Origin of the sequence: Duganella sp. 3397 (assembly GCF_031456625.1) — a bacterium.
Taxonomy (GTDB): domain Bacteria; phylum Pseudomonadota; class Gammaproteobacteria; order Burkholderiales; family Burkholderiaceae_D; genus Rugamonas; species Rugamonas phyllosphaerae.
The window spans coordinates 47549-73808 of the sequence record NZ_JAVDVB010000010.1 but is presented as its reverse complement, the minus strand read 5'-3'; the positions used below and the strand labels follow the sequence as shown (position 1 = coordinate 73808).

Annotated in this window: 23 protein-coding genes and 1 pseudogene; 13 read left to right on the top strand and 11 right to left on the bottom strand. The window is 65.1% G+C overall.

The genetic code is table 11. The features are described from left to right. Positions 1–80: 80 nt before the first annotated feature. On the bottom strand, positions 81–392 hold the full coding sequence (locus J2X54_RS24180; RefSeq protein ID WP_310184353.1) for a hypothetical protein: 312 nt from the start codon (positions 390–392) through the stop codon (positions 81–83). 162 nt (positions 393–554) lie between these two features. Here J2X54_RS24180 and J2X54_RS24175 point away from each other — a divergent pair, with 162 nt between their 5' ends. Next, complete coding sequence (locus tag J2X54_RS24175) at positions 555–1061, top strand: GAF domain-containing protein (protein WP_310184352.1); 507 nt, start codon at positions 555–557, stop codon at positions 1059–1061. A gap of 75 nt (positions 1062–1136) precedes the next feature. On the opposite strand, the gene J2X54_RS24170 is transcribed toward J2X54_RS24175, so the two are convergent. The 5 genes from J2X54_RS24170 to J2X54_RS24150 form a co-directional block, all read right to left on the bottom strand. Further along, positions 1137–1934 (bottom strand): YciI family protein, encoded by a 798-nt coding sequence (locus tag J2X54_RS24170; protein WP_310184351.1) that lies wholly within the window; start codon positions 1932–1934, stop codon positions 1137–1139. A gap of 145 nt (positions 1935–2079) precedes the next feature. Further along, positions 2080–2583: a VOC family protein gene (locus J2X54_RS24165; protein ID WP_310184350.1), complete on the bottom strand. Its 504-nt coding sequence runs from the start codon at positions 2581–2583 to the stop codon at positions 2080–2082. A gap of 89 nt (positions 2584–2672) precedes the next feature. Continuing rightward, a complete protein-coding gene (locus J2X54_RS24160) occupies positions 2673–3272 on the bottom strand; it encodes a cohesin domain-containing protein (protein ID WP_310184349.1) in 600 nt (199 codons plus the stop codon). A gap of 46 nt (positions 3273–3318) precedes the next feature. After that, a complete protein-coding gene (locus J2X54_RS24155; RefSeq protein ID WP_310184348.1) occupies positions 3319–6294 on the bottom strand; it encodes a M12 family metallo-peptidase in 2976 nt (991 codons plus the stop codon). 149 nt (positions 6295–6443) lie between these two features. Further along, positions 6444–8963, bottom strand: a complete 2520-nt coding sequence (locus J2X54_RS24150) for a TonB-dependent receptor (protein ID WP_310184347.1) — start codon at positions 8961–8963, stop codon at positions 6444–6446. 234 nt (positions 8964–9197) lie between these two features. Between J2X54_RS24150 and J2X54_RS24145 the strand changes: the two genes are divergently transcribed. From J2X54_RS24145 to J2X54_RS24135, 3 genes are read left to right on the top strand one after another with little or no spacing between them, the layout of a single operon-like run. Further along, complete coding sequence (locus J2X54_RS24145; protein ID WP_070248885.1) at positions 9198–9911, top strand: gluconate 2-dehydrogenase subunit 3 family protein; 714 nt, start codon at positions 9198–9200, stop codon at positions 9909–9911. A 14-nt stretch (positions 9912–9925) separates the two neighbouring features. Beyond that, complete coding sequence (locus J2X54_RS24140) at positions 9926–11698, top strand: GMC family oxidoreductase (protein WP_310184346.1); 1773 nt, start codon at positions 9926–9928, stop codon at positions 11696–11698. Next, the gene (locus J2X54_RS24135; protein ID WP_310184345.1) at positions 11695–12957 is read left to right on the top strand and encodes a cytochrome c; all 1263 of its coding nucleotides are present in this window, start codon (positions 11695–11697) and stop codon (positions 12955–12957) included. Before J2X54_RS24140 ends, J2X54_RS24135 begins: the two co-directional genes overlap by 4 nt. A 73-nt stretch (positions 12958–13030) precedes the next feature. On the opposite strand, the gene J2X54_RS24130 is transcribed toward J2X54_RS24135, so the two are convergent. Next, positions 13031–13273, bottom strand: a complete 243-nt coding sequence (locus J2X54_RS24130) for an AEC family transporter (RefSeq protein WP_070248879.1) — start codon at positions 13271–13273, stop codon at positions 13031–13033. Beyond that, complete coding sequence (locus J2X54_RS24125) at positions 13274–14146, bottom strand: alpha/beta hydrolase (protein WP_310184344.1); 873 nt, start codon at positions 14144–14146, stop codon at positions 13274–13276. 206 nt (positions 14147–14352) lie between these two features. Here J2X54_RS24125 and J2X54_RS24120 point away from each other — a divergent pair, with 206 nt between their 5' ends. Beyond that, complete coding sequence (locus tag J2X54_RS24120; protein ID WP_310184343.1) at positions 14353–14538, top strand: hypothetical protein; 186 nt, start codon at positions 14353–14355, stop codon at positions 14536–14538. A 234-nt stretch (positions 14539–14772) separates the two neighbouring features. Here the strand turns inward: J2X54_RS24120 and J2X54_RS24115 are convergent, their stop codons facing one another. Further along, positions 14773–15645 (bottom strand): oxidoreductase, encoded by an 873-nt coding sequence (locus J2X54_RS24115; protein ID WP_310184342.1) that lies wholly within the window; start codon positions 15643–15645, stop codon positions 14773–14775. A 269-nt stretch (positions 15646–15914) separates the two neighbouring features. Between J2X54_RS24115 and J2X54_RS24110 the strand changes: the two genes are divergently transcribed. Both J2X54_RS24110 and J2X54_RS24105 read left to right on the top strand, forming a co-directional pair. Continuing rightward, positions 15915–16820, top strand: a complete 906-nt coding sequence (locus tag J2X54_RS24110) for a manganese catalase family protein (RefSeq protein WP_310184341.1) — start codon at positions 15915–15917, stop codon at positions 16818–16820. A gap of 11 nt (positions 16821–16831) precedes the next feature. Beyond that, the gene (locus tag J2X54_RS24105) at positions 16832–17344 is read left to right on the top strand and encodes a ferritin-like domain-containing protein (protein WP_310184340.1); all 513 of its coding nucleotides are present in this window, start codon (positions 16832–16834) and stop codon (positions 17342–17344) included. A gap of 42 nt (positions 17345–17386) precedes the next feature. Here the strand turns inward: J2X54_RS24105 and J2X54_RS24100 are convergent, their stop codons facing one another. Together J2X54_RS24100 and J2X54_RS24095 are read right to left on the bottom strand one after the other, a co-directional pair. Then, a complete protein-coding gene (locus J2X54_RS24100; RefSeq protein ID WP_070248865.1) occupies positions 17387–17740 on the bottom strand; it encodes a hypothetical protein in 354 nt (117 codons plus the stop codon). A gap of 275 nt (positions 17741–18015) precedes the next feature. Then, positions 18016–18345: pseudogene (locus J2X54_RS24095) on the bottom strand (KGG domain-containing protein); the annotation flags it as partial. Positions 18346–18649: 304 nt separating this feature from the next. On the opposite strand from J2X54_RS24095, the gene J2X54_RS24090 reads away from it, so the two are divergent. The 6 genes from J2X54_RS24090 to J2X54_RS24065 all read left to right on the top strand — a co-directional run bounded on the left by J2X54_RS24090 (position 18650) and on the right by J2X54_RS24065 (position 26194). Further along, a complete protein-coding gene (locus J2X54_RS24090) occupies positions 18650–20638 on the top strand; it encodes a glycoside hydrolase family 97 protein (protein WP_310184339.1) in 1989 nt (662 codons plus the stop codon). A gap of 102 nt (positions 20639–20740) precedes the next feature. Next, positions 20741–21226: a Dps family protein gene (locus J2X54_RS24085; protein ID WP_070248859.1), complete on the top strand. Its 486-nt coding sequence runs from the start codon at positions 20741–20743 to the stop codon at positions 21224–21226. Between the two features lie 245 nt (positions 21227–21471). Next, positions 21472–22641 (top strand): sialidase family protein, encoded by a 1170-nt coding sequence (locus J2X54_RS24080; protein ID WP_310184338.1) that lies wholly within the window; start codon positions 21472–21474, stop codon positions 22639–22641. Beyond that, entirely contained in the window at positions 22638–23315 is a 678-nt protein-coding gene (locus J2X54_RS24075; protein WP_310184337.1) for a hypothetical protein, read from the top strand. Before J2X54_RS24080 ends, J2X54_RS24075 begins: the two co-directional genes overlap by 4 nt. 57 nt (positions 23316–23372) lie before the next feature. Beyond that, complete coding sequence (locus J2X54_RS24070; protein ID WP_310184336.1) at positions 23373–24206, top strand: hypothetical protein; 834 nt, start codon at positions 23373–23375, stop codon at positions 24204–24206. Next, positions 24203–26194 (top strand): LTA synthase family protein, encoded by a 1992-nt coding sequence (locus J2X54_RS24065; RefSeq protein ID WP_310184335.1) that lies wholly within the window; start codon positions 24203–24205, stop codon positions 26192–26194. The genes J2X54_RS24070 and J2X54_RS24065 overlap by 4 nt, the downstream gene beginning before the upstream one ends. Positions 26195–26260: the final 66 nt, after the last annotated feature.

Here is a 26260-nt window from a genome sequence, read left to right as displayed (position 1 = left end):
CAGGCACCGCACCCAGTCCTGCGGCCGCGGCCGCTACTAAGGCAGGGGCTGCTCAGGCAGAGCCGCTCAGGCCGGATCGCTCACGCGGGATCGATGTATTCGGCCATGAAGTGCAGGTCGTCGTCTTCCGCTGGGTCGATGATCACGCGGTCGGCGCCGATCATCAGCAAGGTGGACAGCGAAATGGCGCCGGCGGGCGGCGTTGTTCGCTGCATTGTTGGCTGCGCTGGTGGCTGCATTGTTGGCTGCGCTGTTGGTTGCAACGTTGGCGACGACGTCCGTGCTGGCGCAGCGAGCGGCGGGAGCGGTTTGCCGCCGTAGGCGGTGGCGGTGAAGGGCACGGGGGGCTTGCCCGTGGGCGACGGGTTGGCGCTGCGTTTGCTGGTTGCCATGCGATTTCTCCAAAAACGCCGGTGCGGCGTGGTGAAACCAGAGTACCGCGCACGATAGCGCAGCGCCATCGGACACGGCTTAGTATGCTGTAGGAGGAACTGACGGCAAACGCTTGCTTGCGCTAACATATGCGTTTTCTCCAGCCCCGACAGCCGACCATCATGACTTTTACCCTCAACGACACCGCCTACGGCACCGACACGCCAGCAGCCAAGCACGCCATGTTCGACGACCTGCGTTCGCAACTGACCGGCCTGGTACACGGCGAATCCGACCTGATCGCCAACTCAGCCAACTTCAGCTCGCTCGTCTTCAACGCCATGCCGGGCCTGAACTGGGCCGGCTTCTATTTCCTGCAGGGCGATGAGCTGGTGCTGGGACCGTTCCAGGGCAAGCCGGCCTGCATCCGCATCAAGAAGGGCCGTGGCGTGTGCGGCACCACGGTGGTGGAAGGCAAATCGATCGTGGTGCCCGACGTGCACGCATTCCCGGGCCATATCGCCTGCGACGTCAATTCGCGGTCGGAACTGGTGGTGCCGGTGCGCCGTCCGAACGGCGAGATCATGGGCGTGTTCGACCTCGACAGTCCGCTGCCCAACCGTTTCGACCAGGATGACGCCGACGGCATCGAAGCGCTGGTGGCGATCCTGGAAAAAACCCTGGTATAACAGCAACAGTAACAGCAGCGCAGCACCGCGCAGCAGCAGAGCACGCCGGCAGATGCCGGCACACGCCAGAACCTGCTAAAAGCCGCGCCGGCGCTTTTCGGTCGCTTCGCGCAGCAATCCTTCCAGCAACTCGGCGCGCAGCCGCTCCTCGGCAGCGCGCATCTCCGGCGTGAACTCGCGCTGTTCGCGCCGTTCGCACACTTCGCGGATTTCCACCGTCACATCGCCCGCTTGCGGGTATGGACAGCCGCCAGCCCAGGCGATGGCCGCGTCCAGCGTGGCGGCCTGGATGATCCAGTAGCCCGCCACCAGTTCCTTCACATCGGTAAACGGTCCCGCCGCCAGCGACGTGCTGGCGTTGGCAAAACGTACCCGCGTGGCGGTGCGGGTGGCGCCCAGGGTGCTGCCGGCCAGCAACACGCTGGCGCGCACGCTGCGCTCTTCGTGGGCGCGCATCGGCTCGAGCGCTTCCGCCGGTGGCGCAATGCCGGCCTCGGCGTCGGCGTCCGACCGCAGGAACACCACGTAGCGGCTCCAGGCGGGGTTGCGCTCCAGGGCGACCGCAGGCGCGCTGTCCGCGACCATCACCGATGGGCCCTGGTCGCGAATTTCGTAGACGGCGCCGGCATCGAACAGCGGCCACCAGCGCACCTGGTCGATCACGTCGGCGCGCGATGGCGCCTGCACCAGCGTAAAGCCGGCCACGACCTCGCGCGGCGCATACGGTCCGTGCAATCGGCCCCAGGCGCCGTCGCGGCGCACCAGGCGCAGCGCGCTGTCGCTGGGGCGCAGGAAGATGCCCGGCTCCAGCGCCGGCGGCTGGTCGCCACGCTCGGTACTCTGGTTGGCGCGGCGCAGTACCACGAATTCCATGCATCACTCCCGGATAATTTCTTAAAAGCATTATCCAAGGTGACTGCCCATGCCGGCAAGCTTTCTCGGCCAGCCAGAGGCTGGCTGCCGCTTTAACGTTGCTGGCGCGGTACGTGCGCCAGGCATTGGCCCTGCGCGGCAGGCCTCAGGCCGTGCCCGGCTCGCCGCAGCCACCGGGCCCCTGCTGCGCCATGGCGCGGGTGATTTCCTCCATGCTCAAATCCTGCTGGCGGGTGGCGATGGCCCAATGGTGGCCGAAGGGATCGACCAGCATGCCGTAGCGGTCGCCCCAGAACATGTCCTGCGGCGGCATTTTGGCCGTACCGCCAGCTTCGACCGCCCGGGCGTAGGCGGCATCGACATCTTCCACGTACAGGTGCAGCGTGACCGGGCTGCCGTTGAGCGCCTTGGGGCCGAGGCTGCCGTATTCGGGAAAGTCGTCAACCAGCATGATGGTGGAGTCGCCGATGCGCATGTGCGCGTGCATGATCTTGCCGCCGGGCCCGGCGAGGCGCCCGATTTCCTCGGCATTGAATGCTTGTTGATAGTAGGCCATCGCGGCTGCCGCGCCCTCGCAGACGAGGTGGGGCGTGATGGTGTGCATGCCTGCGGGAACGGGACGAACGGCAGGCTGGACTGAATCAGTCATGATGAGCTCCTTGTCGAGAGACCGCAACCCGTTAGTTTACGCTGAAGCCCGCGCGCACGAATGAAATCGACGTGCGCGTGGGCTTTTCGCTACACCTGCACCGCTACCCTCCCCCGCTGGCGACGCCGTAGCGCGGCCAGCATGGTCAGGCCGGCGCCGAAGCTCAGATACGCCGACGGCTCGGGCACTGCCGCCAGCACCTGCGGCCCGTACTGCACCGCGATGTCGTTCAGACCGGAGTCCAGGAACACCACGTCAGTGAAGTCGAGCGTGCTGCTGCCCGCGCCCACCACGTTGAACATGTAGCGCGCCAGGGTGCCGCTGCCGGTCACGCCCGGCACCGCGCCGATCCGCGCCCCATACGTGAACGACACCATGCCGGCGATGTTGTCGAGTAAGCCACCGGCGATGAGGCCATTGCCGTCAGATTCCAGGAAGCCACCGTTGCCGTACCCAGTGACCTGCAACACGGTCGGGTCGAACCGGAACGAGTACTGGTATGCGTACAGGTCGGCAATGTCATCGATGCGGAAGTCGATGACGACCGTGCCGCCCGCCGCCAGCGGCGCGGACGGCACCGCGCTGAAGGTGGCGGCTAGAGCCGGCGCTGAAACTAACGCTGTCAATGCTGTCACCGCTACCGGCAATGCGGCACGGCCCAGGATTTTCTTCAAGTTCTGCAGCTGCATAATGGTTCCTTGTCGGTTATAAAACGAAGCTCAATGCCTGGAGCGATCAAAAGCATGCGATATCGCTCGGCAACGCCCGGGTGATCAACGCCAGGTCGCGTACATCGATCACGTTGTCGCGGTTGACGTCGGCATTGGCCACCCAGCCGCCCTGTCCACTGCGGCGGCCCATGGCGCTGCGGGTGGCCAGCATGTCGGCGCAATCGACGACACCGTCGCGGTTGACATCGCCCGCCAGGGTAATCGCGAAGTCGGCGTGCGAGATGTCGAAGAACACGTTGCCGACCGCCTCGACCTTGATGCGGGCGCGGGTGGTGGCTACCGGCGGCAGCACCACGGCGCGACTGCCGTTGTTGGCGACACTGGCGGCCAGCACCGTCGGGAAGGTCACGCCGCCATCGGTCGACAGCGAAATCTTCACGTTGGACGCGGCCACCGGCGCGGCGCTGGTGTTGGCCACGTTCCACGTCACGGTCAGCGATGAACCACCGGCAGCGCTGACGCCGGCCGCTGGCGCGGTGACCAGGAACGGACCGGCATTGGCGGCGAGCACCAGTTGCGTGGTGGCGTTGCCCACGCCGCCACGGCCGTCGCGCGCGGTGAGCTTGAAATTCAGCGACGCCGGGCTGGCGTTCACACCGGCCAGGCCCACGTAGCTGGCGGTTGGCAGGAACTCGGCGAAGCACTCGATCTGCGCCACGGTCGGCGTTGCCGACGCGGTCGGGCAGGCGCCGGTACCGGCGTTGGTGTTATTGGCGACGATTTGCGCCAGGTCCGGGAACACCCGCAGCGGATTGGTGGTGGCCTGGTTTTCGCCCGCCGAGTTGTACTCGCCGCTGTCGCTGGCGCTGACCACGGCGCGCACGCCGAACTGGCGGAACAGCGGACCGTTGACCTTGTTGTTGTCGACCAGGCCGATGCCGGCGCTGCCGCCGCGGTCGTTCTGTTCCCACAGGTATGTGACGGCGTCGCCGTCGGCATCCTGGGCGCTGCCGGTCAGGGCGAACGGCGTGCGCAGCGGAATCGTGTAGCTCGGGGCCACGGTCACCACCGGCGCGCTGTTGCCGGTACCGGCTGCAGCGCCGCCGCGCCTGGTGGGGCCGCCGGACGTGATCTCGCCAACATAACCCGCTACGCCGGCGCTGAAGCCAACCAGGCCCAGGTTTGACACATTGGTGCCCGCCAGCGCGCCGCCAAAGCTCAGCGTGAAGGCGCTGTCGCTCAGTGCGCTCACGGTCACGGTACCGCTCGCTGGCCAGCCGGCAATGGCCTGGATCGCAGCCTTGATACCGGCAACGGTATAGTTTGAACCGCGCACGATGGGTGCCGAGTCCGCGCCGTTGTACCGCACGCGGAAACTGGCGCCGTTGGCGCTGTAGCCGGTCAGCACACCCATCTGTACTTCGCTGAGCGGCGATTCGGACGACGACGTGTACGCGACGATTTCATCGAAGCTGCGCTGCGACCAATACGGGTCGCTGTGGGTCTGGGTATTGTCGGTGCCGCAAATGCCGGCATAGGCCATGATCGACGAGCCGCTGCCCGGTTCGACCGACGTGCCCGGGTTGCGGTTGCCGCCGGAACAATTGCTGATCACGCCGTTAAAGGTGTGGTTGCCGGCAAACTGGTGACCGAGTTCGTGGGCGACGTAATCGACCGCGTAAGCGTCGCCTACCGGGCTCGGCAGGCCGGTGCAACCCTGCGCCTTGGCGGTGCCACCCACCACGCCCAGGCCGGCGATGCCGCCGCCGTTGAGGCCCAGCGCGATATGGCCCACGTCGAAGTTGCTGGCGCCGGCCAACAGGCCGGCCACCACGCGGTTGCGGCTGAGCGTGCTGCTGCTGCAACCGGTCGCCTGCGCCGCCGTAAAGCATGCCGCGCCGCCGCACGGGCCGTTGGCGCCCGTCATCTGCGCTGCCGTATTGAGGTTGAGTGCGTCGGTCTGATTGATCAGCACCAGGCGGATCGAGGTTTCATCCTCGTACACCTGGGTCACGCGGTTGATCAGCGTAACCTTGGCGGCCGTCACGTTGGCGGCGCCGAAAAAGCTGGCATACGACGGGTCGGTCACCAGCGCCAGGCGGTAGGTGCGCAGCACATTGCCGGTGGCGGCAGCGGGCGCGGCATCGTCTTCCACCACCCGGTACTGCACCGTGCTGATGGCGCGGCCGTCGCTGGCGGTCACCTCGTAGGAACCGGCCTCGCCGGACGGATCGGCCACCAGCGTGGCCTTGACCACGCCGTCGGCATCGGCGTTGACCACCACGTTCTGGCGCGCGCCGGTATCGGACTGCGGATTGCGTACCGAAATGCTGACCGATGCGCCCGGCGCAAAGCCGGCGCCGCGCACTTGCAGCGCGTCGCCGGCATGGTAAAAGCCGCGTTCGAGCGCCAATTGCGGCTCAGTCAGCGGCGCTTCGCGCAGCGGTCCGCGGCGGTTGGGCAAATCGCGTGCATGGTAGCTGTGGTACACGCTATCGTCGCGCACCGCGCGCGGATCGACAAACCAGCGGCCCTGCGGCGAGCGCACCGACGCGTGCAGGCCCAGCGGCGTGATGTCCATGCGCACGGTGGCACTCGGGTCATCCACGCCACGGCCGGCGTAGGTGCGGATGTCAGGATGTTTGGCCGCCAGCTCCGGCTCCATGATCGGCGAATCGACGATGGCAAAGCGCTGGTAGCCGCCGTCGGGATGCGGCAGCGAAATGATCAGCGGTGAAACTTCGGCATCGCTCGATCGCTCCCGCGGCGCGCGCGCCATGAAACCTTCGATGCCTTTGCGGTTGAGAGTGGCGGCGTGGTAGCGCAGCGGGCCTTCAGCGGGAGTGGCGGTGGCGCGCTGGACGCTGGCGGTGGCCCCCTCGTCCTGCCAGAAGTCGCCGCTTGCCTGCACGGCCGGGACATTTGGCGTGGCCGGCTGCACTGCTGCCGCCGGCCCTTGTACGACATAGATGGAGCAGCCAAGCGCTGCAGTTAGCAGCGCGCGCCGCGCGGTGGTCCATGGGAGATGTGATCGCTTCATTTCTACAATGCCCTTTCGGTGAATGTGAACGTCGAAGACTTCAGATTATTGTTTTTATAATTGATTATTCTTCAATTATTTATTAACAACAAGTTCCGATTCACATTTTTTGCATTGTCACCACACAACGACCACAAGTCCCCTATCGATCAAAACGTATAGTTTACGCGGGCATACACGAAGCGCCCGCCCCGGCCGAACGGCGCCCGGTTGGAGAACGGCGCCGCCGCGTTCGAGGTGAGCGCAGCAGGCAACGCATCCGGGTAGATATCGAACAGGTTGTCGGCGCCCAGCGCCAGCTGGGTTTGCTTAGTTAAAGCGTAGCGGCCTTCGGCATTGACGATGGTTTTCGCCGATACCGTGACGTCGGTGGCGGCCGTGGTGCCGGCCGAGACGATCTCGCCATAGCGCGTGGCGCTGGCGCTCACGCCCCACGCTGCCTGCTCCCAGTTGACCGATGCCGTGATCTTGTTCTTCGGCTGGCCTTGCTCCAGGCTGATCACGTTGGCGCGGCCGAACAGCACCGGCGCCGGGTTCAACGCCGCCAGTTCGGCCGTTTGCGGCACGCGTTTGACGTCGGTCTTGTTGTAGTTGCCGGCCAGGGTGAAATCGAACTTGCCGTAGCCTGGCGAGCGCCACGGATAGTTGGCCACGATGTCGATGCCGTCGGTGCGGGTATCGACGCCGTTGATAAAGAAGCGCGCGCCGCCGATGCCGGCATAACCGCGCGCGGCCAGGTAGTTGCGCACGTTGACCGCGTTCAGGTTTTCCGACAGCACGATGCGGTTGTCGATATTGATGCGGTAGGCGTCGGCCGTGATGCTCAGCGCGCCGAAGCGCATCACAGCGCCCAGCGAGAAGTTGACCGATTTCTCGGCGTCGAGCGGCTTGGCGCCCAGCGCCACGGCAGCGGCGTCGGTCGGACGCAGGGTGACGATGTCGAACGGCACACCGTCGATGAAGTTGGTGGACGTGGACGTGTACAGCTGCTGCTGCGGCGACGGTGCGCGGAAGCCGTTCTGGACCGAACCGCGCAGGGCGAATTCCGGCGTGAAGTCGTAGCGGGCGGCCAGCTTGCCGGTGACGTTGCTGCCGAAGTCGGAATAGTGTTCGGCGCGCGCCGCCAGCGAGGTCAGCAGCTTGTCGGTGAGATTGGTTTCCAGGTCGATGAAGGCGCCGCTGGAATGGCGGCCCTTGTCCACCGCGTTTTCCGGACGGTAGCCGGGGAAGCCCTGGGCGCCGGCGGCCGACGGCGTGCCGTTGGCCAGCAAGGCGCCGCCGTAGCGATACGAGTCCGCTTCGCCGGCCCACAATTCGTAATTTTCCCAGCGCGCCTCGGCGCCCACGGCCACGTTGAGCGGCTTGGGCAGGAAGGCCGCGGCCACCGGACGGACGGCCGAGAAGTTGGCGGACAGCTGCTCGTAGGCGAAGCCGCCGGCGTCGAAGTCGGTTTTGCTGGCCGGGCCGATCGAGCGGTTGAGCGTGTTGGTGACGTCGAACGCCATCTTGTTCTTGCCGTAGGTAAGCGAGGTGTCGTAGTCCCAGCCCTGTCCGCTCCAGGTGGTGCCCAGTGCGGCGCTGAAGTCGGTGACGGTCGGTTCGATCACGGGCAGGTAGCCGTCCGGGTAGATCGCCGCGATGTTTTCATCTTGCAGCGGACGGCGGAAGAACGCCGCCGATTCCGACTCGCGCCGCTGGTAGCTGGCCCAGCCGTAGATTTTCTGGCCGCTGGCCAGGGTCTGGCCGGCGTTGGCAAACAGGGTGGCCTGCTTGAGGTTGGGGTCGCCGGACCAGGTGTCGTAGCGGTTGGCGGTCAGTTCGCGCGGGTCGAACGCGGCAGTGGCGGCATTGCCCACGCGCGGGTAGAACTGGCGCGTGTCGTAGGCGCTGCGTTCGCTGTGCTGTTGCTGTTTCAGCTCGGCTGCCACGGTCAGGAAGCCGTCGTCACCGAGTTCAAAACCTTTCCAGCCGCCCACGGTGTAGGTCTGGCCGTCGGTGCGCTTGCGTTCGGTGGGCACGGACAGGCCCAGGCCGGTCGGCTGCGCCACCGGGTTGAAACTGTATTCGGTCTTGCGCACCCCGCCGGTGGCGCTGAGCGCCCCGCCACTGCGGTTTTCGCGCAGGCGGAAGTTGATCACGCCGGCAATCGCATCGGAGCCGTACTGGGCAGCGGCGCCGTCGCGCAGCACTTCCACCGTGTTGATGATGCCGGCTGGCAGGGTGTTGATGTCGGTCGAGGCCGAGCCACGGCCGATGGTGCCGTTCACATTGACCAGCGACGACGCGTGGCGGCGCTTGGAATTGACCAGCACCAGCACCTGGTCGGGCGCCAGCCCGCGCAGGGTGACCGGGCGCACGGTATCGGTGCCGTCGGTCAGGCCCGGACGCGGGAAGTTCAGGGCCGGCAGCACTTTCGACAGCGATTCACTCACTTCGGTCACGCCGTTGTTGTTCAGTGTTTTGGCCGAAATCACGTCCACCGCCGAGGCGGTGTCGAGCACGGAACGGTTCGAGACGCGGGTGCCGGTGACTACGACCGTAGCTTCCGGGGCGGCGACGGGCGCGTCAGCGGACTGCGCCCAGGCGGTGCCGGTGGTGACGAACAGCGTGCCGACGGCAGCACTCAGAAGGCGGCGCTGCAGCTGCGGTTGGGCAAGAAACTTTTCCATATGTGACCAATCATCGTTGCGGGTTGTTTTTATATGAAAACAATATAAGGCTTGCACATGTTTAAAGGAACGAATGAATAGGCATAAGCTTTATATAAAAAAAGTAGTTGCGTGAGTTTCAAGGAACGGGCTCTCCTATCCCATCGGTAAGTATCGCAGCGCAGCATCTTGGCGTACCATTCTCCTTTGGCAACTCATCACACATCGTACAACGATGTCTTTCCTAAGCCACCTATGTCCAAAGATAACGTCAATCTTTCACGCCGCACCATCCTGATGGCGACTGCGGCAGCCGTTCCCCTCGTCACCGCGCCGGTCTACCGGGCCCAGGCCGAGGGCCTGGAAGGCACCGACCTGCAACGCTACCAGCCGGTGTTTTTCACCGCGCCCGAGTGGCAATTCCTGGTCGCCGCCTGCGACCGCCTGATCCCGGCCGAGGGCCGGGGCCCGGGCGCGCTGGAAACCAATGTGCCGGTCTTTATCGACCAGCAACTGAAAAACGGCCTCGGCGACGACGTCTACATGCAGGGCCCGCACAAGGCGGACGCCCCGGCCACCCTGGGCTTCCAGCAAACCCACAGCCCGCAGCAGATGTACCGGATCGGCATCAAGCTGGCGCAGCAGGCCAGCCAAGCCGCGCACGGCAAGCCGTTCCAGCAACTGGCGCCGGCCGACAAGGATGCGCTGTTGACCCGTTTGCAGAAAAACGACATCGACTTCGCCGCGCTCGGCGACGCTACCTTGAAAGCCTCGCAGTTCTTCGGCCAGATGCTGGACGACGCCAAGAACGGCTACCTGGCCGATCCCATGTACGGCGGCAACAAGGACATGAAGGCCTGGGTTGCGATCGGCTTCCCTGGCGCGCGCGCCGCCTTCACCGAATGGGTCGATACCCACAATGTCAAATATCCGCTCGGTCCGGTGAGTCTCTCCGGCAAGCGCGCCTGACCAATAGGAACCTTATGCAAAAGATTACTAACGACGACGTCGATGTCGTCATCGTCGGACTCGGCTGGGCCGGCTCCATCATGGCCATCGAACTGGCGCAAGCCGGCCTGAAAGTGCGTGCGCTCGAGCGCGGCCCGGACCGCCCGCCGGAAGACTTCGCCTATCCGAAGCCGGCCGACCAGTACGCCTACGCGATCCGCAACAAGGTGTTTGCGACCCCGCGCGACGCCGCGCTCACGGTGCGCTACAACACTGGCGAAACCGCGCTGCCCACCCGCAAATGGGGGGCGTTTGCACCGGGCACCGGCGTCGGCGGCTCCGGCCTGCACTGGACCGGCGTACTGATCCGCCCTACCCCCACCGATCTCAAGCTCAAGACCTATGCCGACCAGGCGTACCCGCGTGGCACGCTCGACCCCGACATGCGCGTGAAAGACTTTCCGTTTACGTGGAGCGAGATCGAACCGCACTTCGACAAATTCGACAAGATTTGCGGGCTGTCCGGCAACACCGGCAACCTGAAAGGCCAGATCCAGCCCGGCGGCGACCCGTTCGAGGGTCCGCGTTCAAGCCCGTATCCATTGCCAGCGCTACACGACACCTACAACAGTTCGCTGTTCGCGGCCACGGCAAAAAACATGGGTTACCACCCGTTCCCCAATCCGTCGGCCAACGTCTCGAGCGCGTGGACCAATCCCTACGGCTCGCAACTGGCGCCGTGCAACTACTGCGGCTATTGCAGCAAGTACCCGTGCCTGAACTATTCGAAGGCGTCGCCGCAAACCACCATCCTCGACGTGGTCAAGCGCATGCCCAACTTCGACTACAAGGCCAATGCAATGGTGATCCGCGTCGATCTGCATGCCGATAAGAAGACCGCGAAGGGCGTCACCTACATCGACGAGCAGCAGCGCGAAGTGTTCCAGCCAGCGAAAATCGTCATCCTGTCGAGTTTCCAGTTCGCCAACGTACGCCTGATGCTGCTCTCCGGCATCGGCAAGCCATACGACCCGATCACCGAGACCGGCACCATCGGCCGCAACTACGCCTTCCTGTCCAACGGCGCAGCCACCCTGTTCTTCAAGGACAAGCATTTCAATTCGTTTGCCACGGCCGGCGCCACCGGCGAGATGTTCAACGACATCTCGCCCGGCAACTACGACGATGGCATCAAGCTCGGCTTCCTCGGCGGCGCCAAGATCCACAGCTCGCAGTCGAGCGGCGCGCCGATCGGCACTGCGCTGCCGCCGGGCACCCCCAGCTGGGGCCAGGGCTGGAAGGAAGGCATGGTGGACTGGTACGACCGTTCGATGAAGATCGGCATCACGACCACCTGCATGTCGTATCGCGGCCACTTCCTCGACCTCGACCCGACCTATAAAGATCCATGGGGCCAGCCGCTGCTGCGCATGACGTTCGACTGGCGCCAGAACGAACTGAAACTGCAACGCTACCTGCGCGAGATCGTCGGCAAGATCGCCAGGGAAATGAAGCCGGACTTCATGTCGGAAAGTTTCCTCGGCCTCGATTCGCACTGGGATATCACCAAGTACGTCTCCACCCACAACGTGGGCGGCGCCATCATGGGCGACTCGCCGCGCGACTCGGCCCTGAACCGCTACCTGCAATCGTGGGACGTGCATAACGTGTTCGTCCCGGGCGGCAATGCGTTCCCGCAGAACTTCCAGGCCAACCCGACCGCCACCATCGGCGCCATCACGCTGTTCGCAGCCGAGGCGATCAAGAACCACTATTTGAAGAACCCAGGCCCGCTGGTGCAAGCATGATGAAAAAATTCGCCCATTTCCTCACTATTGCGGCCGGACTGGCTGCCAGCACGGCGTTTGCCGCCCCGGCCAACACCCTGGTCCAGCGCGGCGCATACCTGGCCCGCGCCGGCGACTGCATCGCCTGCCACAGCGCACCGGGCAAACCGGCGTTTGCCGGCGGCCTGGCGATCGACAGCGGCCACGGCATCATCTACTCCACCAATATCACGCCCGACAAGCAGCACGGTATCGGCGCCTACACCGAGCAGCAGTTTGCCGACGCGGTGCGCAAGGGCGTGAAAGCCGACGGCACCCACCTGTACCCGGCCATGCCGTACACCAGTTACGCCAAGGTCAACGATGCCGATATCAAGGCGTTGTATGCCTACTTCCAGGCGGGCGTCAAACCGTCGGCCTACACGCCACCGGCCACCAGCATGAACTTCCCGTTCAATATGCGCTGGGGCATGGCGGTGTGGAACTATATGTTCGCGTCCGACCAGCCATTCAAGGCGCAGCCGGGCTGGAGCCCACAAGTGCGCAACGGCGCCTACCTGGTCGAAGGCCTGGGCCATTGCAGCAGCTGTCACACGCCGCGCGGTTTTGCCATGAACGAAAAAGCCGGCGACAGCTCGGAAGCGAAATTCCTCGCCGGCGGCGACTTGAACGGCTGGCCGGTCCCTTCGCTGCGCGGCCTGCCACGCTGGAACCAGGCGGCCATCGTCGATTACCTGCAAACCGGGCGTAACACCACGTCCGCCGTGGCTGGTGAAATGACCGCCGTGGTCGAGCACAGCACCGCGCACCTCGACGATGCCGACCTGAAATCGATCGCCGCGTACCTGAAAAGCCTGCCGCCAGCCGCCCCGCGCACCGCCGCCGTCACGGCCCAGGGCGTGGAGGCAACGGCTAAAAAGCTGACGTCAGCCATCAACCTGACGCTGGGCGAACGCCTTTACCTCGACAATTGCGCTGCCTGCCACTTCGTCAACGGCAAGGGCGCAGCGCGCGTGTTCCCGGTGCTCGACGGCGCCACGGTGGCCAACGCCGAAAGCCCGGCCGGACTGATCCACGTGATCATGCAAGGCGCGCGCACGCCATCGACCGACAAGGCGCCGTCGATCCTGGTGATGCCGGGCTTCGGCAAGCGCCTCGACGACAGGGAGGTGGCAGCGCTGGCCTCGTTTGTGCGCCAGGGCTGGAGCAATACCGGTTCGCCGGTGACCGAGCGCGAGGTCGGGAAAGTGCGGGCGAAGGTGCAGGAAAAGCAGGAGTAATACTGAAAACGGGCTGGCGACCAGCCCGTTTGTTGTGCGGCAGTGCGCAGCAAGGTAATCAACACCGAAATCGTCAGCACCGACACCACCGTCGAAACCTGCCGATGCCGAAGGCGGCGATGAAGCCAGGCTGCGCAAGGTCGCGGAAGCTGGCCTTGGCCATGATCTGGAACAGCAGCGCCGGCATGCCGAGGTACACCACGAAGCGGTTCAGTTCCAGCGCGCCTTCGGGCCCCATCCAGGCGGCGCGGCGCGCCACCCAGCCGACGCCGATCAGGGCGAAGATCGGCAACACGATGGAAAACAGTACGTCCATCTAGGCCTTCCAGCCGGCCAAAAAGTCGAGCAGCGCGGCGTTGACCAGCTCGGGCTGCTCTTCCTGCGGCAGGTGGCCTGCCTGCGGGATCGCTACCGTGCGCAGGTTCGACGCCATCTCGGCCCACACGGCCGCCATGTCGAACATCTTGCCCACCGCATGGAAGTCCGCACCCCACAGCGACAGCGTGGGACAGGCGATCTTGATGTCGGCATCGACCTTGTCCTGCGCCACATCTTCCGCAATGGCCCGGTAGTCGGACATGGCGCCGCGCACGGCGCCGGGGCGGCGGTAGGCTTCCACGTAGGTGTCGAAGGCGGCGCCGGAAATGGCCAGCGGGTTGTAGCACCAGTCCGAGAACAGGTGGCGCAGCCACAGGTCCTCGCGCCCGGCGATCAACGCCTCGGGCAGGTCGGGTACCTGGTTGAAGATGAAGAACCAGTACGAGTTGGCCAGTTGCGGCGAAAATTCGCGCGCTACGATGCGGGTGGGGACGTTGTCCATGACCACCAGCCGGTCCAGCAGTTCCGGATGGTCCTTGGCAAAGCGCGTGGCCACGCGGGCGCCGCGGTCGTGGCCCACCAGCGCGATCTTCGGAATATCGAGCACGCGCAGCAGCTCCACCAGGTCGCGCGCCATGGTGCGCTTGTCGTAACCGGCAGCCGGCTTGTCGGTTTCGCCGTAGCCGCGCAGGTCGGGCGCAATCACGCGATAGTGCTTGGCCAGTTCCGGCATCTGGAACCGCCAGGCGAAGCTGGTCTCGGGAAAGCCGTGCAGCAGCACGACCGGCGCGCCTGTGGTGTCTCCCGCTTCCAGGTAATGCTGGCGGATGCCGTTCGCTTGCACGGTATGGTGTTTGATCTCGATGGTCATGGTTTTCCTTGGCTGTAAAAGTTCCCCGAATCGACGTGCGGGGGCTTGCGGCCGATTACAGCATGCAGATGACGGCCACGCCCCCGCCTTTCGGCCAGGACTTATGGCATAGCCGGAAAGAGGGACCGCCACCGTGCCTTCCCGGAGGCGGCAAGAACACCAACGGCCCGTAGACTGGTTGCCATTACCGAGCCAGGAGCCCCGCCATGACCGACCCCAGCCAACGCCGCAGCTTCCTGCGCGGCGCCGCCCAGATCGCACTGACCTCGGCGCTGGCGCCGGCGGCGGCGCTGGCGGTGCAACCGGCAGCGGCGACGGCGGCGGCCAGGGACGCCAAAGCCGCCGGCCGGCGTACTTCACCGATTCCCATTGCGGCGGCAACCGGGGCATGACGGCATGGAAGGCGATCGGCTTCACCGGCGCCTACACCGACCCGTATGGGGTGCGCATGGGGACCTGAAACCTGTGCGGTTTTTGCGAGGGGTTCGGCTGTCGTGCATTTCAAGGCGTCGCCGCAAACGACGATACTGCCGATCCTGCGCGGGCGGGCCAACCCCGCTGCGGCCACCGCCACCGGCCAGCCCTGACTTGCGGTGCGCAGCTTCGTCTCGACCACTGCGCCGCCGTCAAGGCGCTGCGGCCGCCCCTTCAAGCAGCGCCAGCGACTGCGCATCGAGCCGCAGGCTGGCGGCGGCAGCATTTTCGCGCAGGTGGGCCACCGATGACGTGCCGGGAATGACCAGCATGTTCGGCGCACGTTGCAGCAGCCAGGCCAGCGCCACCTGCATCGGCGTAGCTTCCAGCGCAACCGCCACCTGGGTCAGGGTATCGGTCTGCAACGGCGTAAATCCACCGAGCGGGAAGAACGGCACGTAGGCGATGCCTTGTGCGGCCAGGCTGTCGATCAGGGCGTCGTCCGCGCGGTGCACCAGGTTGTAGTGGTTCTGCACGCAGACGATCGGCGTGACCGCCTGGGCTTCGGCCACCTGCGTTGCGGTAACGTTGCTCAGGCCGATATGGCGCACCAATCCCTCCTGTTTCAAGCGCAACAAAGTGTCGAGCGATTGCGCCAGCGACGAGCCATCCGGGCCGTTGACCCCGGGGGCGCGCAGGTTGACCACGTCGAGTACAGCGAGGCCCAGGTGGCGCAGGTTGGCGTGCACCGCGTCGCGCAATTGCTGCGGTTCGGCGGCAACGTTCCAGGCGCCGTCGGCGCCGCGCAAAAACCCGATCTTGGTGACGATGGTCAGGTCGTCGCGGTACGGGTGCAGCGCCTCGCGGATGATCTGGTTGGTGACGTGGGGGCCGTAGAAGTCGGCCGTGTCGAGATGGTTGATGCCCAGCTCCACCGCCGCGCGCAGCACGGCGATGGCAGCGGCGCGGTCTTTCGGTGGGCCGAACACGTGTGGGCCGGCAAGTTGCATGGCGCCGTAGCCGAAGCGGTTGAAAGCGATGTCGCAATGGGCCGGTGTAAAGCGGTCGTCTGTCAGGTGGGTCATGGCTGCTCCAGTAAAGGTAAGTGAACGATGCGTCGCGACGATGCCCAGGCATGGTAGCGCGGCCGACGGCGCCTGATAACCGGTCGATCGCGCACAGGCCGTCCGCCATGGCGAACAGTGGCCAGCGGCCAGCTGCCAGCTGCCGCAAATACTCCTACAGATCCCCCCAACCTGTTCCTACACGTGATGGCGCCGGTTGCACGCATCATGGGTTTTCGCCCGGCAGACTCTGCCGACTTCGCCTCCCTTTTTCAACTCAAGGAGTACCCATGTTTGCCCACACCAAGCGTTTGCAATACACCGTGCGTGTCAGTCAACCCAATCCTGGCCTGGCCAACCTGATGCTGGAACAGTTTGGCGGTCCCCAGGGAGAACTGGCGGCCGCCTGCCGCTACTTCACCCAGGCCCTGTCGGAAGACGATCCCGGTCGCAAGGACATGTTGTTCGACATCGCCACCGAAGAACTGAGCCACCTGGAAGTGATCGGCAATATCGTCGTCATGCTCAACAAGGGCGCCAAGGGCCGCCTGGCCGAAGGCGTGGACCAGGAAGGCGAGCTGTATCGCAAGATCACCGGCGCCGGCAACGACAGCCATATCACGCAGGTGCTGTACGGCGCCGGCGCGCCGCTGACCAATTCGGCCGGGGTGCCGTGGACCGCCGCCTACATCGACACCATCGGCGAGCCGACCGCCGACCTGCGCTCCAATATCGCTGCAGAAGCGCGCGCCAAGATCGTCTACGAGCGCCTGATCAACCTCACCGACGATCCCGGCGTGAAAGAGGCGCTGGGCTTCCTGATGACACGCGAAATCGCGCACCAGAAATCGTTCGAGAAAGCGCTGTACACCATCGCGCCAAACTTCCCGCCGGGAAAAATGCCGGGCGACCCGCGCTTTACCAGCGTGTACTTCAATATGTCGCAAGGCGGCGCCGACATGCTGGGCCCCTGGAACGACGGCCCGGAATGGCAGCGCGTGGATGAGCGCGACGCCCAGGTGGTAGTCGATGGCGGCGACGGCAGCGCCAGCGTACAGGTGCAGCAGGACGACGCCGACCAGCTTGACCGCATGGCCACGCGCACCATGTCCGATACCAGTGTCGATCCAGTGACCGGCGCCGAAATGGGCATGGCGCCCGAGGGCGACGCCGCTGCCAAAGCCCCGCTGGCCTGAAGGAGACCACCATGACCACCACCCCACAAGAACACCTGGTCGACTGGCTGCGCGATGCGCACGCGATGGAGCAGCAGGCCGAAGCCATGCTGGAAGCCCAGGCCGAGCGGCTCGACAACTACCCGCAGCTGCGCGAGCGCATCCGCCAGCACATCGACGAAACCCGCTGGCAGCGCGCCCAGCTCGAATCGTGCCTGGAGCGCCATGGCGCCAGTCCGTCCACCATGAAGGATCTGACCGGCAAGCTGATGGCTTTCGGCCAGGGCCTGGGCGGCATGCTGGCCACCGACGAAGTGGTGAAAGGCGCGATGGCCGGCTACGTGTTCGAAAACCTGGAGATCGCCAGTTACACGGCGCTGATGGTGGCCGCCGAAGCGGCAGGCGACGACCTCACGCTCGACGCCTGCCGCAAGATCCTGGCGCAGGAACACGCGATGGCGGCCTGGCTGCTCGAGCACTTGCCGGAAACCACGGGCGCCTTCCTGTCGCGCTCCGCCACCCCGGGCGTGACTGCCAGCCACTGACACCGAAGTCAAACGCGGGCGCCGGCTGCACGGCTGAGAAAGTCAGCCGTGCAGCACTCGCACGTACTCGGCCAGCGCCGCGCGTACTTCGGCTGCGCAGCGGTCAACCTCGGGATGATGGACCTTGCCGGCCAGGCGGTCGGCGGCGGCGACGATGATATTGGGCGAGACCTTGCCGCCACGCTGGAGGGCGTCGGAATATTCACGGATATCGACCAGGAACTGCCGGATGGAGGGATGGGTGCGCTGGTCCCAGGCGGCTGGCGTGGTGAGCCACGCCCCCACCGCTTGTTCGAGATCGTCGATCGCGCGGAACAGGCTCTCACGCGCCTCGCCGGACGCCTGGTGGCCAGCGGGCGCGGAGGTGGAAACGCCACGAGCGGAATGGTTTTGCATGATCGGTAACAGGTACTGGCAACAACGACTGACTGAGGCTGCAGCCAGGGCTGCAGGCAAGAATGCACGTCACGGCAAACGAACAGCCGCCGCTGCGTCAGGCCGGATGGCATGGCGCAGCGGCAGGCTCACTACACGTAATACGCGATCACGCCGCGTCAACGGTTCTTGTGGCTCTGGCGGCCGGCTTCCGCATGCTGCTCCGGCGTACCGCCACGGGTACCGGAACCGGAGCTGCTGCGGCTGCCGGAACCGGAACCGCTTTGCTGGTTGCCGTCGTTCTTGTGGCTCTGGCGTCCGGCTGCAGCATGCTGTTCCGGCGTGCCGCCACGGGTGCCGCCCGAGGAACCGCCCGACGAGCCACCAGACGAGCCGCCCGAACCACCCGATGCGCTTTGCTGGTTGGTGTTCTTGTGGCTTTGGCTACCGGCGATGCGTGCCTCTTCCGAATCGAACTCGTGGGCGTTGCCGGAGGCGTGCGCAGCACGTCCGCCTTCGGCAGCGATCTCGCGTTGACGTTCCGGGTCCATCGATGCAAAGCCACGACCGCCGCCCTGGTTGCCCGACTGCTGATTGCCTTTGTTACCTTGGTTCGAGTTTGCCATGATAAGTCTCCTGAGATTCGCCGCGCCCGCCTATCGGCCGCGACAGGGTTCCTATGATGCGCAGCCGTAGTCGAGGCGAATATCGGCTGTCGGCTTGGGACTGGGTAGGAACACTCCGACGTGAAATAACCACCGGATCGATCTGTATCGGGATGGAAACCGAGCTCTCTCACGAGTGTCCTGGAACGGAAAAAAAACATGCGCCTGCTTGGTCATTTTCGCAATTGCTCGCAGGGCACTGCGCTTGCAAAATGCCAAGCTACCCCGCAAGCGCACACAATAGCGCCCACCCACCGGAGACTCCATGCCTGCACCCGTTCGCCCCCTATTCCTCATCCTTTCTGCCCTGCTATCGGTGTCCGCCGCAGCGGCAAGCCGCACCAACATCACCGTTACCTCGCCCGATGGCCGCAACGCCGTCACCATCGACAGCGCCCAGCTGACCTGGTCGCTGGCCCGCGACGGCAAGCGCATCATCGAACCGTCGCCGCTGGGCCTGAAACTCGACCTCGGCACCATCGGCCGTGGTGCACGCCTGGTGGACCAGCGCCAGACCACGGTGAACGACACCTGGCAGATCGTACTGGGCAAGGCCAGCAGCGCGCCCGACCACTACCAGCAACTGGCCCTGACGTTTGACGCCAGCGCCACCTTAAAGTTCCAGCTGATCGTGCGCGCGTACGACAACGGCGTGGCGCTGCGCTACGTGGTGCCGGAACAGCAGGGCGTCAAGGCGCTGAGCGTGAAGTCGGAAGACACCCAATTCAACTTCGCGAAAGACTACGACTGCTGGGGCGCCAACATGGGCCGCTTCGACACCAGTTTCGAGGCCGAGTACGACCAGGTAAAAGCGTCGAAGATCCGCAACTTCCACAACCTCATGGCGCCGCTGGTGTGCAAGACCGGCACGGGCGGCACCACGTTCGCGCTGGCCGAGTCGGACGTGAAAGACTACCCGGGCTTCTTCCTGTCGGGCAGGGGCGACGCCGGCCTGGGCGTGGCGGTGACGCTGCCGCCGCGCTTCGACAACGACCGCGATTTCCGCTCGCGCAAGACGGTATCGGCCAGCGTGACGTTCAAGGGCGAAGGTTTTAAAACGCCGTGGCGGGTGGTGATGCTGGGCGACGCGCCCGGCGACCTGGCCGCCTCCACGCTGATCCCCACGCTGGCGGCGCCGTCGCGCATTGCCGACACCAGCTGGATCAAGCCGGGCAAGACGTCATGGGACTGGTGGAACGACTGGGACGTGAACATTCCCGATGCGGGCGTGAACACCGCCACCTACCGCGCCTTTGTCGATTTTTCAAAAGAGATGAAGCTCGACGACATCCTGATCGACGAGGGCTGGTCGGTGGGCAGCGATATCGAACCGAACCCGCAGGCCGACGTCACCCGCGCCAGGCCGGAGCTGGACATGCCGGCATTGATGGCCTATGCGCGAGAACGCAACGTGGGCGTGTGGCTGTGGGTGCAGTGGCACCAGCTCGACCGCCAGATGGAGGCGGCGTTCAGGCAATACGCGGCCTGGGGCGTCAAGGGCATCAAGGTGGACTTCATGAACCGCAACGACCAGGAAATGGTGGACTGGTACCACAAGGTGCTGGCCAAGGCCGCCGAGTACAAGCTGATGGTCAACCTGCATGGCGCCTATCCGCCCGATGGACTCAACCGCACCTGGCCCAACTACATCACGCAGGAGGGCGTGCTGGGCGCGGAAAACAACAAGTGGAGCGCACGCATCACCGCCACCCACAACGTCACCCTGCCCTTCACGCGCATGATCCTGGGGCCGATGGACTACACGCCCGGCGGCTTTCGCAACACCACCCCGGGCGGCTTCGTGGCCCGCAACCACGCGCCGATGGTGCTGACCACGCGCGGCCAGGCGGTGGCCATGTTCGTGGTCTACGACAGCCCGCTGCAAATGGTGGCCGACGCGCCGGCTGCCTATAAAAACGCCGACGGCAGCTGGGCCGATGGCGCCGAATTCATTCAGCAGGTGCCAACCACCTGGGACGAGACCCGCATCGTGGCCGGCGACATCGGCCAGTACATCGTCTCGGCCCGCCGCAAGGGCGACACCTGGTACCTGGGTGCGATGACCAACGAGGCCGCGCGCACGGTCGAGGTGCCGCTGGCCTTCCTGGGCCAAGGGAACTTCAAGGCGCAGGTGCTGGAAGACGGCAAGGACGCCAGCCACCTGCGCACCAGCACGCGCCGGGTCGCCAGCGGCCAGAGCCTGACCCTGAAGCTGGCGCCCTCGGGCGGTGCGGTCGCTGTCATCGCGCCTTGATTGCGTCCTGGTTGCGCCTTGATCCGCCTGGCCGCGACACGTTTTGCGCCGGGCGGCTACAATGGTTGTCACAAGTTCGCCAACCGATAAGGAGATGTAACCATGAGTGATAACAGCGTCAAGATCGACATCGGCCTGTCCGAGAAAAGCCGTTCCGAGATCGCCGCCGGCCTGTCCGGCCTGCTGGCCGACAGCTACACCCTGTACCTGATGACCCATAACTTCCACTGGAACGTCAAGGGTCCCATGTTCAACTCGCTGCACCAGATGTTCATGGCCCAGTACACCGAGCAGTGGACTGCGCTCGACCTGATCGCCGAACGGATCCGCGCGCTGGGCTACCCGGCGCCGGGCACCTACGCCCAGTTCGTGCAACTGGCCACGATCAAGGAAGTGGAAGGCGTGCCAAAAGCGATGGAGATGGTGCGCCACCTGGTCAACGCCCAGGAAGCCACCGCCCGCACCGCGCGCAAGCTGCTGCCGCTGGTAGGCGAGGCCGACGACCAGCCAACCGCCGACCTGCTCACCCAGCGCCTCGACGTGCACGAAAAAACCGCGTGGATGCTGCGCAGCCTGCTGGAAGAATAAAACTTACCAGCACACCTTGCCGCAGGGGCAATCGCCCCCTGCGGCCTCAATTTTTAATTCCCTCCCGACATTTCCCCCTACTTTTGCTGTACGATACCTGACTCATCCGTCAATTAGCATGATTGACAACGTCGGATGCAAGGTTGTTTTTGCCACCCCGTTTCCAGGTGCTGCGAAAATCGTATATTTAGGGCAAGAGGATCAAGGCGTCTGCTTCCTTCGTGTCCCGATCTCTTGGAGACGGAATGGGAGCTTTGCCCCTACCAGTACAACGGCCTGCGGGCAAACTATTGGCAGTGCTGTGCATTGCCGCCGCAGTGGTTGCGGTCGGCGCCGAAACCTGGCGCTGGTCGCGCGCCGCGCTGCACCATGAACGCCCCGCCACCATCGTCCACACCGGCGCGCCAGTCACCGGCGTGACCGAACTGTCGCACGCCATCATTCCCATGCCCGAGGGGGTCCCGTCCGCCCATGCCAGCTCGCTCACCAGCCTGCCCGGCGGCGGCCTGGTGGCGTTCTGGTGGGCCGGCAGCCGCGAAAGCGGTCCCGATGTCAAGGTCTATGCCTCGCGCTGGGCCAACGGCAAGTGGAGCAAGAACTGGGAAGTGGCCAGCCGCGAATCGCTGGGCCGCGCGCTGGGCTTCGGCGTGCGCCGCATCGGCAACCCGGTCGCCTGGACCGCCGCAGACGGCACCCTGCACCTGTACGTGGTGGCCACGGGCCTGGGCGGCTGGGCCGCCGCGCGCGTGGTGCAAATGACATCGCACGACCAGGGCGCCACCTTTGCGGTCAAGCGGGTGCTGCCAATGTCGCCACTGTTCAATACCAGCACGCTGGTGCGCGCGGCGCCGGTGGCGCTGGCCGACGGCAGCTGGTGGCTGCCCGCGTATTTCGAGATCGGCTACAAGTATCCGATGCTGCTGTCGTTTAACGCCGACGGCGAGCCGCAGCGGATGACTCGTATCGGCACCCGCACCCAGTCGCTGCAACCGAGCCTGGTGTCGATCTCGCCGACCGAAGTGCGGGCCTGGATGCGCGACGACGGCGTCTCGCGCCGGGTGCAGCAGGCGGTCAGCCGCGACGGCGGCCAGACCTGGAGCGACCTCGATGCGACCGCGCTGTTCAACGACAGCACCGCGCTGTCGGTGCTGCGCCTGCCCAATGGCAGCCTGCTCATGCTGCACAACCGCGAAGACATCGACGGCAGCGCACGCAGCGCGCTCACCATTTCGCTGTCCACCGACGCGCGCACCTGGCGCCCGCTCATCGATGTCGTCGATGGCGAGGCCGGCGACGAATTCTCGTATCCCGCCATGTCCCTGGTGGGCGACCAGCTGCACATCACCTACACGTACCAGCGACGCGCCATCGCCCACCACCAGTACCGGATCAATCTGCAAGAGGAACCGAAATGAATTTGCCCGATCTCGCGCTGCAGATCGTCTATGGACGCCTGGCCTGGGGCCTGGTGATTGCCGCGCTGCTGCTGGCGGTGCTGCCAGCCGCCCGGCCACGCACCAAGCTGCTGATCATGGGCGCCTGCGTGGCGCTGACGGCGCTGCCCGGTGCGGCCTCGCCGGCCTACTGGCTCGCGCTGGCGTTCCAGTACCCGAGTGGCTTGCTGACCGGTTTCTGCATCATGGCGCTGCGCGCGCGCTGGCAGGGGCGCCCCGCGCGCTTTGCCATGCGCCGCAGCCTGGCGCTGGGCGTGGCGGCGGTGGGCCTGGTGCTGTATCTCGACACCTTCGGCGTGCTGGCACTGGGACTGTATTATGGCGGCTTCAGCCCAGTGGCCGCACCGCTGCTGGCCTGCGCGGCTGCCATCGGCTTCGCCATCAACGTGTGGCGTGGCCATGCCAACGCCGCCTCGGCGGCGATGCTGATCGCGGTGCTGCTGTTTTCGCTGCTGCGCCTGCCAACCGGCAACCTGTGGGACGCGCTGCTCGATCCGCTGCTGTGGTCCTGGTCGCTCGGCTCGGTGCTGGTGGCCGCCATGCGCATGCTGGCCGCGCGCCGGCGCCAGGCGCAGGCTGCGCCCGAGCTGGCGCCGGCAGCAGTAGCAGCCGCCGCCACCGCCACCGCCGAATGATGATTACGCTATAAAAATCGATATAAACAGTATAAATAACCGAAGTTAGGAGCAGGTATGGTAAACAACAAGTGGTACGGTCACCCGGTCATCGTGGTGGGCATGCTGATCAACGTATTCGTGATGATCCTGGCGCTGGTGTGGGCCAATGATCCACCGGCGCTGTGGCGCCTAGTGGTGGAAGACGGCATCGTCGAATGGATGCAGTTCCTGTGCTTTGCCCTGCTGGCCGGCCTGCTGGGCTTCCTGGCGGTGGAACAGTGGCAGCGCACCCCGAAAGTGAACCTGCAACTGCTGGCCTTCGTCGGCCTGACGGCGCTGGTGGCGCTGGCCGCCCTGGAGGAAATCAGCTGGTTCCAGCGCATCCTCAATATCGCCTCGCCCGAGTTTTTCCTCGAAAATAACAAGCAGGCCGAAACCAACATCCACAACCTGGCCATGGGCAGTGGCAGCCTGCACAAGGTGCTGCTGCTGAAGATCATCGCCATCGTCGGCCTGACCCACAACATCATCCTGCCGATCGTGGCGCGCAAGCGTCCGGGCGTGCAGCGCTGGGTGGAGAGCATGGGCCTGTACCTGCCGCCGCTGTGGCCATCGGTCATCTATATCGTGCTGGTGGCCATTTCGCACCTGACCATCGACCACCCGCGCAAAGGTGAACTGGGCGAGATGTTCGGCGCCGTGCACTACCTGGTCACCGTGTTCGCCGCCTACTACCTGGGCGCCAACTATGGCCGCCCGGCCGTGTTCCAGGACCAGCCCGATGCGCGCCGCGTCTCCACCCTGTTCTGCATGCTGCTGGTGTTCCTGCTCATGACCGGCTGGATGCTGTCGGCCGGCGCCGGCGCCGGCGCCTACATCGCCACCCATCCAGGCTTCGGAGCCGAATGATGCAGCGGCGTGAAGACACTTTCCTCCAGCGCAGCGGCGCCCGGCTTGCCCGCGTGACCAGCTGGGCCGGCCCGTACGCGGTGCTGGTACAGTTGCTGCTGCTCGGCGCCGCGCTGCTCACGCTCTCGCGCATCGGCCTCATGGCCTGGCAGTGGGACCGCGTGGCCGCCACCGGCATCGTCGGGCGCATCCTGGTGCAAGGCGTGCGCGCCGACCTGATTTTGCTCGGTTATCTGATCGCGCTGCCGCTGATGCTGGCACCGCTGCTGGCCTATCAGAAAACGCTGCGCATCTGGAAAGCGGTGTCGGTCACCTGGGTGACCTTTGCCCTGATCTTCATCGTCTTCATGGAAGTGTCCACGCCGCAGTTCATCATGCAGTTCGACGTGCGTCCGAACCGGCTGTTCATCGAGTACCTGTCCTATCCGAGCGAAGTGATCGCCACGCTGTGGAACGGCTTCCGCATTGCGCTGGTGCTGGGCGTGCTGGCCACGATCGCTTTCACCATCGGTATCTACAAGCTGCTAAAGGCGGCATCGATCAACGTCACCACCTGGCGCGCCTGGAAGGTGCTGGCGGCGTGGCCGGTGCTGGTCGTGCTGGTGTTCGTGCAGATCCGCTCGACCACGGCCCACCGGCCCGCCAACCCGGCGCTGTTCGCGCTGTCCGGCGACTCGATGGTCAATTCCATCATCATCAATTCGCCGTGGTCGGTGCTCGACGCCATCTACTCGATGAGCAAGGAAGCCAATTCGTCGGAGATCTACGGCGAGTACCCGCGCGACAAAGTGTTCGCCACCGTAAAAAGCGCGCCGTGGCTGCGTGACCTGAAGTTCACCAATCCCGAGCTGCCCACGCTGCACCAGCAGACCGCGTTTGTGCAACGCGAGCGCCCGCTGAACCTGGTGATCGTGCTCGAGGAAAGCCTGGGCGCAACGTTCGTGCAATCGCTGGGCGGCCTGCCGGTCACGCCGGAGCTGGAAAAACTCAAGGGCGAAGGCTGGTGGTTCGATCAGCTGTACGCCACCGGTACCCGCTCGGTGCGCGGTATCGAGGCCGTGGTGGCAGGTTATGCGCCAACGCCGGCGCGCAGCGTGGTCAAGCTGTCGCTGGCCCAGCAAAACTTCTACACGCTGGCGCTGGGCCTGGGCCAGAAGGGTTACCACACCGAATTCGTGTACGGCGGCGAAGCGCACTTCGACAATATGCGCGGCTTCTTCACCGGTAACGGCTTCCAGAGCGTGGTCGATCGCAAGTCGATGAAGCCGGTGTTCGAAGGCAGCTGGGGCGCCTCGGACGAAGACCTGTTCGACAAGTCGCTCGAACGGCTGAAAATCCTGCATGCGGACGGCAAGCCGTTCTTCAGCCTGATCTTCACGTCGTCGAACCACGAGCCGTTCGAGTTCCCGGACGGCCGTATCAAGCTGCACGATCCGGAAAAACAGACGGTCAACAACGCCGTGCTCTACGCCGACTACGCGCTGGGCCGCTTCATCGCCCAAGCGAAAAAAGAGGCGTACTGGAAGGACACCGTGTTCCTGATCGTGGCCGACCACGACAATCGCGTGTACGGCGACAGCCTGGTGCCGATCAAGAAGTTCCACATCCCCGGCCTGATCCTGGGCGCCGATGTGCAGCCGAAGCGCATCAAGACCATTGCCAGCCAGGTCGACCTGGCGCCGACCTTGCTGTCCTTGATTGGCGTGTCGAGCGAGCACCCGATGATCGGCCGCGACCTGGCCCGCGACAGCGAGACCCCGGGCCGCGCCCTGATCCAGTTCGACAATTACTTTGCCTGGCTCGACGACAGCTCCGCCACCATCCTGCGCCCGGGCCAGGCGCCGCTACTGGGCGCCTACGACTTCGGCACCGGCGTGATGACACCGCAAACCACGGCGCCCGATCCGGCCAAGGTGGACCAGGCAATGTCGCACGTGATTTTGCCGTCGATTTTGTACCGGGAGCAGAAGTACAGGTTGGCGAAGTAACGCGCAGCCGCCACCACGCAAAAGCCCGCATCGCTGCGGGCTTTTTACGTTAATGCTCGAGGTGAG

What these genes read in the sequence shown, in the direction of transcription:
- J2X54_RS24100 (WP_070248865.1), bottom strand. Translation starts at nt 17,740, where the DNA reads ATGCAAAACCATTCCGCTCGTGGCGTTTCCACCTCCGCGCCCGCTGGC.
- J2X54_RS24155 (WP_310184348.1), bottom strand. Translation starts at nt 6,294, where the DNA reads ATGAAGCGATCACATCTCCCATGGACCACCGCGCGGCGCGCGCTGCTA.
- J2X54_RS24150 (WP_310184347.1), bottom strand. Translation starts at nt 8,963, where the DNA reads ATGGAAAAGTTTCTTGCCCAACCGCAGCTGCAGCGCCGCCTTCTGAGT.
- J2X54_RS24170 (WP_310184351.1), bottom strand. Translation starts at nt 1,934, where the DNA reads ATGGAATTCGTGGTACTGCGCCGCGCCAACCAGAGTACCGAGCGTGGC.
- J2X54_RS24070 (WP_310184336.1), top strand. Translation starts at nt 23,373, where the DNA reads ATGGTAAACAACAAGTGGTACGGTCACCCGGTCATCGTGGTGGGCATG.
- J2X54_RS24065 (WP_310184335.1), top strand. Translation starts at nt 24,203, where the DNA reads ATGATGCAGCGGCGTGAAGACACTTTCCTCCAGCGCAGCGGCGCCCGG.
- J2X54_RS24110 (WP_310184341.1), top strand. Translation starts at nt 15,915, where the DNA reads ATGTTTGCCCACACCAAGCGTTTGCAATACACCGTGCGTGTCAGTCAA.
- J2X54_RS24130 (WP_070248879.1), bottom strand. Translation starts at nt 13,273, where the DNA reads ATGGACGTACTGTTTTCCATCGTGTTGCCGATCTTCGCCCTGATCGGC.
- J2X54_RS24145 (WP_070248885.1), top strand. Translation starts at nt 9,198, where the DNA reads ATGTCCAAAGATAACGTCAATCTTTCACGCCGCACCATCCTGATGGCG.
- J2X54_RS24175 (WP_310184352.1), top strand. Translation starts at nt 555, where the DNA reads ATGACTTTTACCCTCAACGACACCGCCTACGGCACCGACACGCCAGCA.
- J2X54_RS24085 (WP_070248859.1), top strand. Translation starts at nt 20,741, where the DNA reads ATGAGTGATAACAGCGTCAAGATCGACATCGGCCTGTCCGAGAAAAGC.
- J2X54_RS24125 (WP_310184344.1), bottom strand. Translation starts at nt 14,146, where the DNA reads ATGACCATCGAGATCAAACACCATACCGTGCAAGCGAACGGCATCCGC.
- J2X54_RS24075 (WP_310184337.1), top strand. Translation starts at nt 22,638, where the DNA reads ATGAATTTGCCCGATCTCGCGCTGCAGATCGTCTATGGACGCCTGGCC.
- J2X54_RS24140 (WP_310184346.1), top strand. Translation starts at nt 9,926, where the DNA reads ATGCAAAAGATTACTAACGACGACGTCGATGTCGTCATCGTCGGACTC.
- J2X54_RS24080 (WP_310184338.1), top strand. Translation starts at nt 21,472, where the DNA reads ATGGGAGCTTTGCCCCTACCAGTACAACGGCCTGCGGGCAAACTATTG.
- J2X54_RS24105 (WP_310184340.1), top strand. Translation starts at nt 16,832, where the DNA reads ATGACCACCACCCCACAAGAACACCTGGTCGACTGGCTGCGCGATGCG.
- J2X54_RS24115 (WP_310184342.1), bottom strand. Translation starts at nt 15,645, where the DNA reads ATGACCCACCTGACAGACGACCGCTTTACACCGGCCCATTGCGACATC.
- J2X54_RS24165 (WP_310184350.1), bottom strand. Translation starts at nt 2,583, where the DNA reads ATGACTGATTCAGTCCAGCCTGCCGTTCGTCCCGTTCCCGCAGGCATG.
- J2X54_RS24090 (WP_310184339.1), top strand. Translation starts at nt 18,650, where the DNA reads ATGCCTGCACCCGTTCGCCCCCTATTCCTCATCCTTTCTGCCCTGCTA.
- J2X54_RS24120 (WP_310184343.1), top strand. Translation starts at nt 14,353, where the DNA reads ATGACCGACCCCAGCCAACGCCGCAGCTTCCTGCGCGGCGCCGCCCAG.
- J2X54_RS24160 (WP_310184349.1), bottom strand. Translation starts at nt 3,272, where the DNA reads ATGCAGCTGCAGAACTTGAAGAAAATCCTGGGCCGTGCCGCATTGCCG.
- J2X54_RS24180 (WP_310184353.1), bottom strand. Translation starts at nt 392, where the DNA reads ATGGCAACCAGCAAACGCAGCGCCAACCCGTCGCCCACGGGCAAGCCC.
- J2X54_RS24135 (WP_310184345.1), top strand. Translation starts at nt 11,695, where the DNA reads ATGATGAAAAAATTCGCCCATTTCCTCACTATTGCGGCCGGACTGGCT.